Origin of the sequence: Candidatus Pantoea deserta, assembly GCF_003813865.1 — a bacterium.
Classification (GTDB): Bacteria; Pseudomonadota; Gammaproteobacteria; order Enterobacterales; family Enterobacteriaceae; genus Pantoea; species Pantoea deserta.
This window is the reverse complement of sequence record NZ_RMVG01000005.1, coordinates 166771-180602: the sequence shown is the minus strand read 5'-3', so window position 1 is coordinate 180602 and position 13832 is coordinate 166771. Positions and strand designations below refer to the sequence as shown.

The following is a 13832-nucleotide window of genomic DNA, read 5'->3' as shown; positions in this document are numbered from 1 at the left end:
AAAAAATGAGTCAGTTACGTCCGGCAGTGTTAGTTTTACTGCTGCTTACGCTAATTACCGGCGTCGCTTATCCGCTGCTCACCACCGGTCTGGCGCAGTGGCTGTTTCCGGCGCAGGCCAACGGGTCGCTGATTGAGGAGCATGGCTCCGCGCTGATTGGCCAGAATTTTACGCAGCCCGGCTATTTCTGGGGACGCCCGTCCGCCACCAGCGACGCGCCGTACAACCCGCTGGCGTCAGGCGGCAGCAATCTGGCGGCAAGCAATCCGGCGCTGGATAAAGCGGTGGCCGATCGCGTCGCTGCGCTGCGCGCCGCCAATCCGCTGTCGCCGAAGGCGGTGCCGGTGGATCTGGTTACCGCCTCAGCCAGCGGTCTCGATCCGGCCATTTCGCCTGCCGCCGCGCACTGGCAGGCGCCGCGCGTGGCCGCCGCCCGTCAGCTGCCGCTGAAAACGGTGGAGGCGCTGATTGACGCCAGTACGGAACGCCCGCTGCTCGCCTTTAGCGGCGATCCCACCGTCAACGTGCTGCGGCTTAACCTGGCGCTGGACGCGCTGACACAACCCTGAAGGATGCGATGAACGACGAACGTGAACGCCCCGATCCCGACGCGCTGCTGCTGCAACAGGCCGACAGCCATCGCGGCAAGCTGAAAATCTATTTCGGCGCCTGTGCGGGCGTGGGCAAAACCTACGCCATGCTGCAAGAGGCGCAGCGGCTGCGCGCCCAGGGGCTGGACGTGCTGATTGGCGTGGTCGAAACGCATGGACGCGAAGAGACCGCCCGCCTGCTGCACGGGCTTGACGTGCTGCCGCGCCGCGCCACCGGCCGCTCGCGCCATGCCGAGTTTGATTTAGACGCGGCGCTGGCGCGTCATCCGGCGGTGATCCTGATGGACGAGCTGGCGCATTCCAACGTGCAGGGATCGCGCCACCCCCGGCGCTGGCAGGATATTGAAGAGCTGCTGGATGCGGGCATCGACGTTATCACCACCGTCAACGTGCAGCATCTGGAAAGCCTCAACGACGTCGTGGGCGGCATTACCGGCATACGCGTGCGTGAAACGCTGCCTGACCCTTTCTTCGACAGCGCTGATGAAGTGGTGCTGGTGGATTTGCCGCCGGACGATCTGCGCCAGCGCCTGAAAGAGGGCAAAGTCTACGTTGGCGATCGCGCCGAACGCGCCATTGAGAACTTCTTTCGCAAAGGCAATCTGTTTGCCCTGCGCGAGCTGGCGCTGCGCCGCACCGCCGACCGCGTTGACGACCAGATGCGCGTCTGGCGCGACCAGCAGGGGCGCGATCGCGTCTGGCATACGCGCGACGCCATTCTGCTCTGCATCGGCGACGACAGCGGCAGCGAAAAGCTGGTGCGCACCGCCGCGCGGCTGGCGGCGCGCCTCGGCAGCGAGTGGCATGCCGTCTGGGTGGAAACCCCGCGCCTGAATCGCCTGTCGGAAGCGCGGCGGCGCACTATCCTGAAAACGCTTCAGCTGGCGCAGGAGCTGGGGGCGGAGACCGCCACCCTTTCCGATCCTGACGAAGCGCAGGCGGTGCTGCGCTACGCCCGTGAACATAACCTTGGCAAGATCGTTACCGGCCGTCGCCCCCTGCGGCGCTGGCATCGCGACAGTTTCGCCACGCGCCTCGGTAAGCTGGGACCGGATCTCGATCTGCTGGTGGTAGCCCTTGACGAACCGGCTGGCGATGCGCCGCCGCTAACCGAGGCGCGCCTGGGCGGCGATCGCTGGCGCGTGCCGCTGCACGGCGTGCTGATGGCGCTGGTACTGTGCATTCTGGTCACGGCCGCCGGCCGCTGGCTGCTGGCCGGATTCGACACCGCCAACGGCGTCATGATCTATCTGCTGGCGGTGGTGATTGTCGCGCTGCGCTACGGGCGCTGGCCGTCGGTGATCGCCACGGTCATGAACATTCTCGCCTTTGACCTGTTCTTCGTGGCGCCAACCGGCACGGTGGCGGTGTCGGATTTGCAGTATCTGGTGACCTTCGCGGTGATGCTGGCCGTCGGCGTCATCGTCGGCAATCTGACCGCTGGGGTACGCTATCAGGCACGGGTGGCGCGCTATCGCGAACAGCGCGCGCGCCATCTGTATGAGATGGCGAAATCGCTGGGCAGCGCCCTGACGCCGGAAGATATTGCCACCACCACCCAGCGCGTCATTGACGTGACCTTGCAGGCGCGCAGCCTGCTGCTGCTGCCGGACGATAAGGGCGAGCTGCATGCCACCGGCGCCGCCACGCCCGGCAGCGAGCCGGATCGCGCGATTGCCAAATGGAGCTACAGCAAAGGCCAGCCCGCAGGCGCAGGCACGGATACCCTGCCCGCGGTGCCCTATCAAATCCTGCCGCTAAAAAGCGGCGAGCACTGCCGTGGACTGCTGGTGGTCGAGCCGCAAAATCTGCGTCAGCTGATGATCCCGGAACAGCAGCGGCTGGTCGAGACCTTTACCGTGCTGATCGCCAACGCGCTGGAGCGTATGGCGCTGTCGCAAAGCGAGGCGGCGTCGCGGCTGGCGGCGGAGCGTGAACAGCTGCGTAATGCGCTGCTCTCCGCGCTGTCGCACGATCTGCGCACGCCGCTCACCGTGCTGTTCGGCCAGGCAGAGATGCTGATGCTGGACCTCGCCAGCGAAGAGTCGAAATATGTTACCCAGGCGAATCAGATCCGCGAGCAGACCCTGAGCACCATCCGGCTGGTAAGTAACATGCTGGACATGGCGCGCATTCAGTCCGGCGGGCTAAACCTGCGGGAAGAGTGGCTGGCGCTGGACGAAGTGGTCGGCGGCGCGCTCAGCAGTATGGCGCCTTCGCTGAAAGGACACGAGGTGACGCGCGATCTGCCGTCTGAGCTGGTGCTAATCAAAGGCGACAGCGCGCTGCTGGAGCGGGTGTTGACTAATCTGATTGAAAACAGCCTGAAATATGCCGGCAACAGCGCGCAGCGCGGCATCCGCGCCTGGCGCGACGGCGAACGGCTGGAGATGGCGGTATGGGACAACGGGCCGGGCATCCCGGACAAAGACCTGACGCGCATTTTCGATAAGTTTGCGCGCGGCGATAAAGAGTCATCGGTGCCGGGCGTCGGGCTGGGGCTGGCGATTTGCAAAACCATCGTCGAGAGCCACGGCGGGCGCATCTGGGCTGAAAACCGCATCGAGGGCGGCGTGGCGTTTCGCCTCTCTCTGCCGCTGCCGCCCGCGCCGGAAATTTCTGAAGAGTCGCTGAAATAACTTCACAGAGGATAGGGTATACTTCCCGACCTGTCTGATCACCTGTGGGAAATTATGGAACGTTTTACCGAAAACCTGATGTATGCGTCGCGCTGGCTGCTGGCTCCGGTTTACATTGGACTTTCGCTGGGTTTGCTGGCGCTGACAGTTAAGTTCTTCGAAGAGATTTTCCACCTGCTGCCCAATATTCTCAGCATTGCGGAAAACGATCTCATTCTGCTGCTGCTGTCGCTGATCGATATGACGCTGGTCGGCGGCCTGCTGGTCATGGTGATGCTGTCGGGCTATGAGAACTTTGTCTCTAAACTCGATATTGCCGAACACAAAGAGAAGCTGAGCTGGCTGGGTAAAATGGACTCCGGCTCGCTGAAGAACAAAGTAGCGGCCTCTATTGTCGCCATCTCGTCGATTCATCTGCTGCGCGTATTTATGGAAGCGCGCACCGTGCCCAACGACAAGCTGATGTGGTATGTGATTATCCACCTGACCTTTGTGCTGTCGGCTTTTGTCATGGGCTGGCTGGATAACATGTCAAAAAACGAGAAAAAGTATTCGTAACCCAGACAGGGGCGCAGCCGCCCCTGAATGCTACGCTTTCCCGGCTGGCCGCGTGCCGGTCAGCTGCGGCATCACTTCCCGTATCATCTCAAAAAACTTCTGTAAGCGTGCCGGGTAATAGCTCGCCCAGGGGTAGGTCAGCCAGACCGGCAGCGGCGGAGCCTGCCATTCCGGCGTAAGCTGCACCAGCTCGCCGCGCGCGATGTCCTCCTGGACCACCCACGACGACATAATGGCCGCGCCCATTCCCATTAATGCCGCTTTGCGCACCGCATACAAACTGTCGCTGCTCAGGCGCGGCGCAATCGCCATATTGATCGGCTGGCCGTCATCGATGCGCTGTAACGCAATTTCGTTACGGTAAAAGCTGGTCAGGGCCAGCCAGGGCAGCTGCGCCAGCTGCGCCACGGTGTTAACCGGCGCATGCCGTGCCAGCAGCGCAGGGGAGGCCACCACGATACGCGGCACTTCCGCCAGCAAAATCGCCACGATTGAGGGGTCGCTCAGCGCGCCGACCTGAATCGCACAGTCGACGTTTTCGGCGATAAAGTCCGGCGTGCGGTCGTTGAGCATCCACTCGACGTTAAGACGCGGATAGCGCATCAGGTACTCCACCAGCGGGGCCACCAGCTGATCCTGGCCAAAGGCGTGCGGCGCGCGTACCCGCAGCGTGCCGATCGGCTCATCGTTGGCGTGGGTCAGCTCATCCTCCAGCGCGTGCCAGGTCGCCAGCAGCTGGCGCGCCTGGACATAGCAGCGCTCGCCGTCGTCGGTCAGCTTCAATGCATGGGTGGTGCGCATAATCAGCTTGAGTCCCAGACGCTGTTCCAGCGCCTGCAAGCGACGGCTGATGGTTGGCTGCGTGGTATTAAGCTGCACCGCCGCCGCTGACAGGCTGCCGCTTTCGACAATACGAATAAAGGTCTGCATCAGTTCAATGCGATCGGGGCTGGAGAGGTTGCTCATACGTATCACGCATAATGGTTTTGCCTTTGTTTAGTCTACAACGTATGGCGACAATCCGCTTTACTAAGCGCTCGACACTTCTGGAGAGAAACACCATGTCAGCACTCAACAGCGTTGCGGCCCGTCCAACCGAAAGCCTGCCCGGCCCGCTGGTCTTTACGCTTGCCGCAGGCGCAGGGCTGAGCGTCGCCTCGATTTATTACAGCCAGCCCATGCTGGACATTATCAGCAAGCAGTTCAGCGTCGGCATTGGCGCGGTGGGCATGGTGCCGATGCTGACGCAGATGGGCTACGCGCTGGGCATTTTGCTGCTGGCGCCGCTGGGCGACCGTCACGATCGCCGCACCATTATTTTGATTAAAGGTCTGCTGCTGGTGGCGGCGCTGCTGCTGTGCGGCTTTTCCGGCGGCCTGAACGCGCTGCTGATCGCCAGCTTTGTTACCGGCCTGACGGCCACGGTGGCGCAGGACATTGTTCCGGCGTCGGCTACGCTGGCCCCGGAGCGCAGCCGGGGAAAAACGGTCGGCACGGTGATGACCGGCCTGCTGGTGGGCATTTTGCTGTCGCGCGTAGTGAGCGGTGCGGTGGCGGAGTATTTCGGCTGGCGCACTATGTACTGGCTGGCCGCCGTACTGGTGCTGTTTATCAGTCTGGCGCTGTGGCGCGTGCTGCCGCGCTTCACCCCTGGCACCGCGGTGAGCTATCCGCGTCTGCTGCTGTCGCTGGCGCATCTGTGGCGGCAGCATCAGACGCTGCGTCGTGCGGCGCTGGCGCAGGGGCTGCTGTCGGTGGGCTTTAGCGCCTTCTGGTCGACGCTGGCGCTGATGCTCAGCGATCGCTTCCATCTCGACAGCGCGGTTGCCGGCGCGTTCGGCCTGGCGGGCGCGGCGGGCGCGATGGCCGCGCCGCTGGCGGGGAGCTTTGCCGATCGCATCGGCCCGGCGCGCGTGACTATTGTCGGCGCGGCGCTGGTAACCGTCTCTTTTGCGCTGATGTTCCTGCTGCCCGCGCTGCCGGTACCGGCTCAGCTGGCGCTGATTGTCCTCAGCACCATCGGCTTTGATCTGGGCGTACAGGCCACGCTGGTGGCGCATCAGACGCTGGTTTACGGACTCGCACCCGAAGCGCGCAGCCGCCTGAACGCGCTGCTGTTTACCGTGGTGTTTATCGGCATGGCGACCGGCGCGGCGCTGGGCAGCCTGGCGCTGGCGCGCTGGGGCTGGAACGGCGTCGTCGCGCTGGCCACGCTGGCAGGCGCTGCCAGTTTAGCGCTTCGCCTGGCGAGCCGACATCTGAAGAACTGATCCCGCTTCTCCGCTCTTGTGCCAGGATTAAACATAATCCTCAGGAAAAACGGAGCGTTATGAACTTCCTCGCCTGGATGGCGGCAACCGGCTGCCTCCTTTTACTTATGTCGCTGGCTTCAGGGTGGATCCACCGTGGGCCAGTGACCTCATTTGGACTTTATCTGTTAGCCGGGATCCTTTGCGGACCCTGGGTCTTTGACGTGGTGCAGATTGATATTCTTAAGCACTCGGACGCCGCCGCGCATATCACTGAAATCACGATGGCGGCCTCGCTGTTTATTACCGGACTGAAGCTGCGCCTGCCGCTGCGCGCGCACAGCTGGCGTCTCGGCATGCGGCTCGCCTTTCCGGCGATGCTGCTGACGGTCGGCGGTATGACGCTGCTGGCGCACTGGCTGGTCGGGTTCGACTGGCCGCTGTCGCTGGCCTTCGGCGCCATTGTCGCGCCCACCGATCCGGTACTGGCGAGTCTGATTTCCGTTAACGATGCGCGCGATGATGATGCGCTGCGCGTGGCGCTCTCCAGCGAGGCGGGAATGAATGACGGATCGGCGCTGCCGCTGCTGATCCTGGCGATGATGCTGTATAACGGCGAGAGCCTGAGCTGGGGCACCTTTGGTCACTGGACGGCGGTCGAAGTGATCTGGGGCATTGGCGGCGGACTCGGACTGGGCTTTCTGTTTGGCCGTCTTGTTGGTCTGCTGGCGGCGCGGCTACGCAGCGTGCACGGCGACGTTGCGCCTAATGATTTTCTCGCGCTGGCGCTGATCGCCCTGAGCTATGCGGCGGCGGAAACCATAGGCGCGTCAGGCTTTCTGGCTACCTTCGCCGCAGGCGTCGGGCTGCGCCGCGCGGAACTGCGCGTGTTTAAATCCCATCCGCCGGAAGAGTTAAGCGAAGAGCAGCGGGTCCTGCCCGCTGAATCGCTGGTTAATCCCAATAATCGTCTGGAGCTCGCAGGCGAAAGCGGCGGGATGGTAAAATCAGTGGGGCTGGTGGTCAGCGATGCGCTTTCGTTTGGTGATACTATCGAACGTTTGCTGGCGGCGGCGATGATGGTGGTGCTGGGCGTGACGCTGGCGCACCACTGGAATCTGGATGGCATCCTGCTGGGGCTGGCGCTATTTTTTGTGGTGCGCCCGCTGGCGGTGTGGCTGACCACGCTGCGCTGCGGCATACCGGTGGTGCGAAGGCTGTTGATCGGCTGGCTGGGTATTCGCGGCATCGGCAGTATTAACTACATCGCCTTCGCCTGGGTTCACGGCATGGCGGGGCCGCAGGCCGAAACCATGGTCGATATGGCGCTGACACTGGTGGTGTGCAGCATTGTAATTCATGGCGTGACGGTGACGCCGCTGCTCAACTGGCGCTCGGCGCGCCTCTCTGCGCAGCAGAACGATGAATAAACCGTCATCAGGTTAAAACAGGAGTGGATATGAAAAAGCCGTTATTGATTTTACTGGGGCTGCTGGCTTCGTCTGCCGCGCTGGCCGCCGATGATGAAACCAACATCCCGCAGGAAAATGTTTATGCCAGCAAGCTGTGCCACATTGTCAGTGGCGAAACGCATCCGGGCACAGCCGACTCCTACGTTCAGAAAATGAAAAGCTATACGGCAATGAGCAAGTCTTCCAGCGCCATGAATCAGCCGTCGTTCGATGAAGATATTGCCAACGAGGTGGCCAGCACCTGGCTGCAACTGGGCGAGGAGGAGCGCAGCAAGCTGCGCACTAACGAGCAGCAGTGCGAGCAGACGGTGATGACGCAGTTTCAGCAGGAAGACTAGGGTCATCTTGCCGGCATGCATAAACGCGCCATTCTGGCGCGTTTTTTTGTGGCATTTTTTCGTAAATTGCGTACATAATCGCCAGCAATTGATTTGCATCACATAATAACAGCGCCGTCGTAGCGAGGCGCGTTCTGAACCAGCGTACTGGCACTGAATCAACGGGTATCATGATCACGCGTCGACACTTTCTTTTGGGTTCTGGAGCCGTTCTCCTGTCTATGACCGCGGGTAAACTCTTTGCCCGCGATGAGGTTATTCCGCTATGGCCGGACGATCCGCCTGGCGGCGGCGGGCCATCGGGTCCGCTGCGCATTAACTCGCACGGCTCCTGGTCTAACGTGGTCAGCCCGGCTATCCAGCGTTTTCAGCCGGAGAATCCGAATGGCGAAGCGGTGCTGATTGCCGCAGGCGGCGGCTATAAGTTTATCGGCATGGGCCGCGAAGCCTGGCCGGTCGCGCGCTGGCTTAACAGCAACGGCTATACCGCCTATGTGCTGAGCTATCGGCTGCCGGAAGAGAAGTGGCAGGCTGGGCATCTCGCGCCGCTACAGGATGCGCAGCGCGCCATTCGCCTGGTTCGCTCCTTTGAGCGCAAGGTGCATGTGCTGGGCTTTTCCGCTGGCGGCCATCTGTTGGGCATGGCCGCGGCGCGGCCCGACTTCCAGTCGTACCCGCTTCAGGATGAGCTGGATAATGTGGTGCCTAAGGTCGACAGCGTTGGGCTGATCTACCCGGTGATTACGCTGGAAGCGCCCTATACCCATACCACCACGCACCGCATTCTGGTTGGCAATCACGCCACGCCGGCAGAAGAGGCGAACTGGTCGGTGCAAAATTATGTCACCCGCAATTATCCCCCGACCTTTCTGGCGCAGGCAGAGGATGATCCCATCTCGAATCCCTTTAATACCGAACTGATGCGCGATACCTGTCGTCGTAACCGCGTGCCGGTCGAGCTGATTGAAATCAGCCGCGGCGGACACGGTTTTGGTCTCGGCAAAGCGGGAACGCCCGCCGCGCTGTGGGATCAGGCTTACGCGCGCTGGCTCGATCGGCTCAGCTAATCAGGTCAGTATCCGACGGCGATCGGGCTGCTGAGGCGGCGGCAGCGGAAAGTCGTCGTTCATCTCGCGCAGGCTGCGCTCAATAGCGATACAAATCGCATTGAGCGGCAGATCGTTCGCTTCGACGCCAAAGGGATCCTCCAGCTCTTCTGAAACCGACTCCAGCGCCAGAAAGGTGTAGGAGATAAACATCGACACCAGCGGCGTCATGCCGTGCAGATCGGTCACCAGCGCAAACGGCAGCAGGGTGCAGAACAGAGAGACCGTGCGGTGCAGAATCAGCGAGTAGGCGAAAGGAATCGGCGTTGAGGCGATGCGCTCGCAGCCCCCCAGCACCTGCGACAGCCGGTTCACATTTTCATCCATGCTCTGCCACAGAATATCGGCGATCTTTCCTTGCTGACGCAGCTCGCCCAGCCACTTGCCCATGCATAGCAGCACGCGGCTGGCAGGCGCCGGGCTGCGTGAGATTTCATCATGCCAGCGTGACGGCAGCAGGCGGCGCAAATCGTCACGCGCATCGCTGTTGCGCAGCTGGTGCTTCAGGCTGTAGCTAAAGGCCATTTGCAGCGCCGCGCATTCGCGCGCCGTTTCTGCTGTCAGGGGGACGCTTTTGATCTGGCGTAGCAGCGAGCGATGCGTGATCAGCATGCTGCCCCACAGCGTGCGCGCTTCGGTAAAGCGCGCATAGCTGGCGTTGTTGCGAAAGCCGAGAAAGATCGCCAGCGCTACGCCAAGCAGGCTGAAGGGCGCGGTAGTCAGATGCACGCCGAGCGATTCATACCACTGAAAGCAGACAATGGCGATAATGGACATCGCCAGGTTCAACGACAGGCGAAACCCGATTTTCGGCAAGACAGAACCATGCCAGCCGAACAGCCGACGAAACCAGTGTTGAGAGGGACGAACAATCATAGAGAGTGCGATGTGAAGGTTATTTTTGTGGTTTAAGCCTACGCCGACAGGCAGGCGAACGCGAATTTTCGCGTGCTTTTTCGGTGTGATACGTAAAAATTATAATAATATCAATTATCTAAAATAAATTTTGATAACTTATAAAATTCTTTCCGTTATCTCTTATTCGCCCCGCAGCCTAAAGTTCATCTCAACGACAACACAACATCGCAAACCACTGAGAGGAACAACATCATGTCTAAATTCGACCTGCTGGACCCGCAAAATTCCACCCTGATTTTCATCGACCATCAGCCGCAGATGTCTTTTGGTGTCGCAAATATCGATCGCCAGCAGCTTAAAAATAACACCGTGGCCCTGGCCAAAGCCGGAAAAATCTTTAACGTGCCGGTGATTTACACCTCTGTAGAAACCGAAAGCTTTAGCGGCTATATCTGGCCGGAACTGCTGGCGGTGCATCCGGAATCGAAGCCGATTGAGCGTACTTCAATGAACTCCTGGGAAGATGCAAAATTCGTCGAAGCGGTAGAAAAAACCGGTCGCAAGAAGCTGGTGATCTCTGCGCTCTGGACCGAAGTCTGCCTGACGTTTCCGGCGCTGATGGCGCTGAAAGAGGGCTACGAGGTTTACGTGGTGACGGATACCTCCGGCGGCACCAGCGTCGATGCGCATGAGCGCTCGGTACAGCGTATGGTGCAGGCTGGTGCGATCCCTGTCACCTGGCAGCAGGTGCTGCTTGAGTACCAGCGTGACTGGTCGCGCAAAGAGACCTACGACGCGGTGATGGATCTGGTGCGCGAGCACAGCGGCGCTTACGGCATGGGTGTGGATTACGCCTATACGATGGTGCATAAAGCGCCGGCGCGTCAGGCCTGAGTTTCTTCGTCGCCAGGCAGCGATAAGGATTGAGCAGGTAAAAGTCCATCGCTGGACTTTTACCTGTTTTTGCTGAGCATGCGACCTTAGCCGCCGCGCGATAAACAAGGCCGCATAGTGCGGCCTCACTCTCAAAATACGCTTCTCTCTGCTCGTCTTTACCGGTCTCGCTAATGACTGGTTTTTTCTTCTGTGGCAGGCTCTGCGCATGTTTTTTTCAGAGTCAGGAAAGATGAAGAAGAAAAACAGAATCCCGACCCCGCACGATGCGACCTTCCGGCAGTTTCTCAGCCAGCCCAGCGTCGCGCGCGACTTTATGGAGCTTCACCTTCCTGCCGAACTGCGCGCCCTGTGCGACCTCAGCACCCTGAAGCTGGAGTCCGGCTCTTTTGTTGAGCATGACCTGCGTCAGTACTTCAGCGACGTGCTGTACAGCCTGAAAACCCGCCGCGGCGATGACGGCTACGTGCATGTGCTGGTTGAGCATCAGTCCACGCCCGACAAGCACATGGCGTTTCGGCTGATGCGCTATGCGGTGGCGGCCATGAAGCGCCATCTGGACGCAGGGCACAAAAAGCTGCCGCTGGTCGTTCCGCTGCTGTTTTACGCCGGCAAGCGCAGCCCTTACCCGTTCTCTACCCGCTGGCTGGACGAATTTAGCGACCCGGCGCTGGCGGAAAGCGTCTATGGCAGCGCGTTTCCGCTGGTGGATGTTACCGTGATTCCGGATGAAGAGATCGCTGAGCATCGCAGCATGGCGGCGCTTACGCTGCTGCAAAAGCATATTCATCAGCGAGATGTGGCGAAGATTATGAACAAACTGACGTCGGTTTTACTGGCGGGCTGGCTCTCTTCATCCCAGATAGTATCGCTGGTACACTATATTGTTCAGGCAGGGGAGACCGCCGACGGTGGCGCCTTTCTCCGCGAAATGGCGCAGCGAATGCCGCAGCACAAGGAGGCACTGATGACCATTGAAGAACAGATTAAGCAGGAAGGCAGGCTCGAAGGGGAGCGTGAATGCACACTTAAATTCGCACTCAACCTGCTGAAAATGAAGATGCCGCGCGAAGCGATTATGCAGGCCACCGGCCTGACTGAAGACGAGCTGAACCGCATCCAGCCGGCCTGAGGCAATGTCGGACGCCAGCGCGCTTCTTCACGAACGGGCGCAGCGGATACCGCAACACAAGGAGGTGCTAATGACCATTGCAGAACAGCTTAAGCAGGAAGGCTGGCTTGAAGGCTGGCTTGAGGGAAAGCGTGAAAGCACACGTAGAGTCGCGCTCAGCCTGCTGAAAATGAAGATGCCGCGCGAAGCGATTATGCAGGCCACCGGCCTGACTGAAGACGAGCTGAACCGCATCCAGCCGGCCTGAGGCAATGTCGGACGCCAGCGCGCTTCTTCACGAACGGGCGCAGCGGATGCCGCAACACAAGGAGGTGCTAATGACCATTGCAGAACAGCTTAACCAGGAAGGCTGGCTTGAAGGTTGGCTTGAAGGCTGGCTTGAAGGCTGGCTTGAGGGAAAGCGTGAAAGCACACGTAGAGTCGCGCTCAGCCTGCTGACAATGAAGATGCCGCGCGAAGCAATTATGCAGGCCACCGGCCTGACTGAAGACGAGCTGAACCAAATTCAGACAGACTAACGAAGCGCCTGACCTGCCCCAGGTCAAAGATCAACAGGGCCAGCATCGGCTGGCCCGATAATCCTTAACGCATGGTAACAAATTCTTCCGCTGCGGTTGGATGAATCGCCACCGTGTTGTCGAAGTCTTTTTTCGTCGCGCCCATTTTCAGCGCCACCGCGAAGCCTTGCAGCATCTCGTCCATACCAAAACCAATCCCGTGGATGCCTACAATCTTCTCGTCTGCGCCTACGCAAACCAGCTTCATACGGCACGGCTGACGGTGTTGCGTCACGGCGGTATACATGGCGGTGAAAGAGGATTTATACACTTTTACCTGCTCGTCACCATACTGCTCGCGCGCCTGGGGTTCGGTAAGGCCCACGGTGCCGATCGGCGGATGGCTGAATACCACCGTCGGGACATTGCTGTAATCCAGATGCTCGTCTGGTTTGTTGTTAAACAGGCGCTCAGAGAGACGACGACCCGCTGCGACGGCGACCGGCGTCAGCTCCACCGCGCCCGTATTATCGCCAACGGCATAGATGCCGCTAACGTTGGTATTCTGATATTTGTCGACGCTGATATAGCCTTTCTCATTCAGCTCGACGCCCGTCACCGCCAGATTAAGGTTATCCGTCGCCGGTTCGCGGCCTATCGCCCAGACCAGACAATCCACCGTCTGCTCGCGGCCGTCTTCCAGTTGCAGCGTCAGGCTGCCGTCGGCGTTTTTGAGCACCGCTTTCGGCACGGCATGAGTGTGCAGCGTCGGACCTTCGGCATTCATCACCTCGACGAGGGTTTCGGTAATTAGCGGATCGAAGCTGCGCAGCGGAGCGTGTTTACGCACGAACAGGTGCGTTTCAGAACCCAGCGCGTTAACTACGCCTGCCAGCTCAACGGCGATATAGCCCGCGCCGATCACGGCGGTACGCTTCGGCAGCGCGTCCAGCTCGAAGAAACCGTCAGAGTCGATACCGTATTCCGCGCCCGGCACGTCTGGATGCACGGGGCGGCCACCGGTCGCGATCAGGATATGATCGGCGGTGATGCGTTCGCCGTTCACTTCCACAGTGTGTGCGTCAACAAAGCGGGCGAATCCCTTGATCACATCGACGTTATTTTTGCCAAGCACATTGTCGTAGGAGGTGTGAATGCGGTCGATGTAGGCGCTGCGGTTTTTTACCAGCGTCTTCCAGTCAAAATGGTTGACCGTGGTATCGAAGCCGTAATCCGGACCGTACTGATGAATCGCCTCGGCGATTTGCGCCGCGTGCCACATCACTTTTTTAGGAACACAACCCACATTTACGCAGGTGCCGCCCAGCTCTTTAGCTTCAATCAGGGCGCATTTCTGGCCATACATCGCGGCGCGGTTGATGGAGGCGATACCGCCGCTGCCGCCGCCAATGGCGAGATAGTCATAATGTCGTGTCATTGTGTGTCCATCCGGTTACGAAAGTTTGGTTCAGGATTGT

Annotated in this window: 14 protein-coding genes; 11 read left to right on the top strand and 3 right to left on the bottom strand. The window is 60.2% G+C overall.

The window, feature by feature from the left end; all coding sequences use genetic code 11:
* Positions 1-5: 5 nt before the first annotated feature.
* The 3 genes from kdpC to BBB56_RS09585 are packed head-to-tail and all read left to right on the top strand — an operon-like array spanning position 6 to position 3808.
* Positions 6-569 carry a potassium-transporting ATPase subunit KdpC gene (gene kdpC / locus BBB56_RS09595; RefSeq protein ID WP_123800729.1) on the top strand — a complete coding sequence of 188 codons (564 nt, stop codon included), beginning with the start codon at positions 6-8 and terminating at the stop codon, positions 567-569.
* A gap of 8 nt (positions 570-577) precedes the next feature.
* The gene (kdpD, locus tag BBB56_RS09590) at positions 578-3250 is read left to right on the top strand and encodes a two-component system sensor histidine kinase KdpD (RefSeq protein WP_123800728.1); all 2673 of its coding nucleotides are present in this window, start codon (positions 578-580) and stop codon (positions 3248-3250) included.
* A 54-nt stretch (positions 3251-3304) separates the two neighbouring features.
* Positions 3305-3808 (top strand): TIGR00645 family protein, encoded by a 504-nt coding sequence (locus BBB56_RS09585; RefSeq protein ID WP_123800727.1) that lies wholly within the window; start codon positions 3305-3307, stop codon positions 3806-3808.
* Positions 3809-3838: 30 nt separating this feature from the next.
* Here BBB56_RS09585 and BBB56_RS09580 read toward each other — a convergent pair whose 3' ends face one another.
* On the bottom strand, positions 3839-4774 hold the full coding sequence (locus BBB56_RS09580) for a LysR family transcriptional regulator (protein WP_123800726.1): 936 nt from the start codon (positions 4772-4774) through the stop codon (positions 3839-3841).
* A gap of 95 nt (positions 4775-4869) precedes the next feature.
* Between BBB56_RS09580 and BBB56_RS09575 the strand changes: the two genes are divergently transcribed.
* The 4 genes from BBB56_RS09575 (at position 4870) to BBB56_RS09560 (ending at position 8934) form a co-directional block, all read left to right on the top strand.
* On the top strand, positions 4870-6078 hold the full coding sequence (locus tag BBB56_RS09575; RefSeq protein WP_123800725.1) for an MFS transporter: 1209 nt from the start codon (positions 4870-4872) through the stop codon (positions 6076-6078).
* A 59-nt stretch (positions 6079-6137) separates the two neighbouring features.
* The gene (locus BBB56_RS09570) at positions 6138-7487 is read left to right on the top strand and encodes a cation:proton antiporter (RefSeq protein WP_123800724.1); all 1350 of its coding nucleotides are present in this window, start codon (positions 6138-6140) and stop codon (positions 7485-7487) included.
* A gap of 29 nt (positions 7488-7516) precedes the next feature.
* Positions 7517-7867, top strand: a complete 351-nt coding sequence (locus tag BBB56_RS09565; protein ID WP_123800723.1) for a hypothetical protein — start codon at positions 7517-7519, stop codon at positions 7865-7867.
* A gap of 170 nt (positions 7868-8037) precedes the next feature.
* Positions 8038-8934 (top strand): alpha/beta hydrolase, encoded by an 897-nt coding sequence (locus BBB56_RS09560; RefSeq protein ID WP_123800722.1) that lies wholly within the window; start codon positions 8038-8040, stop codon positions 8932-8934.
* Here the strand turns inward: BBB56_RS09560 and BBB56_RS09555 are convergent, their stop codons facing one another.
* Positions 8935-9849: a bestrophin family protein gene (locus BBB56_RS09555; protein WP_123800721.1), complete on the bottom strand. Its 915-nt coding sequence runs from the start codon at positions 9847-9849 to the stop codon at positions 8935-8937.
* Between the two features lie 234 nt (positions 9850-10083).
* Between BBB56_RS09555 and BBB56_RS09550 the strand changes: the two genes are divergently transcribed.
* The 4 genes from BBB56_RS09550 to BBB56_RS23630 all read left to right on the top strand — a co-directional run bounded on the left by BBB56_RS09550 (position 10084) and on the right by BBB56_RS23630 (position 12375).
* Positions 10084-10725 carry a hydrolase gene (locus BBB56_RS09550; RefSeq protein ID WP_081136670.1) on the top strand — a complete coding sequence of 214 codons (642 nt, stop codon included), beginning with the start codon at positions 10084-10086 and terminating at the stop codon, positions 10723-10725.
* A 232-nt stretch (positions 10726-10957) separates the two neighbouring features.
* A complete protein-coding gene (locus BBB56_RS09545; protein ID WP_123800720.1) occupies positions 10958-11857 on the top strand; it encodes an Rpn family recombination-promoting nuclease/putative transposase in 900 nt (299 codons plus the stop codon).
* A gap of 70 nt (positions 11858-11927) precedes the next feature.
* Entirely contained in the window at positions 11928-12104 is a 177-nt protein-coding gene (locus BBB56_RS23750) for an Rpn/YhgA-type helix-turn-helix domain-containing protein (protein WP_233593011.1), read from the top strand.
* A 70-nt stretch (positions 12105-12174) separates the two neighbouring features.
* Positions 12175-12375 (top strand): Rpn/YhgA-type helix-turn-helix domain-containing protein, encoded by a 201-nt coding sequence (locus BBB56_RS23630; RefSeq protein ID WP_199756225.1) that lies wholly within the window; start codon positions 12175-12177, stop codon positions 12373-12375.
* 64 nt (positions 12376-12439) lie between these two features.
* On the opposite strand, the gene gorA is transcribed toward BBB56_RS23630, so the two are convergent.
* Positions 12440-13792: a glutathione-disulfide reductase gene (gorA, locus tag BBB56_RS09530; RefSeq protein ID WP_123800719.1), complete on the bottom strand. Its 1353-nt coding sequence runs from the start codon at positions 13790-13792 to the stop codon at positions 12440-12442.
* Positions 13793-13832: the final 40 nt, after the last annotated feature.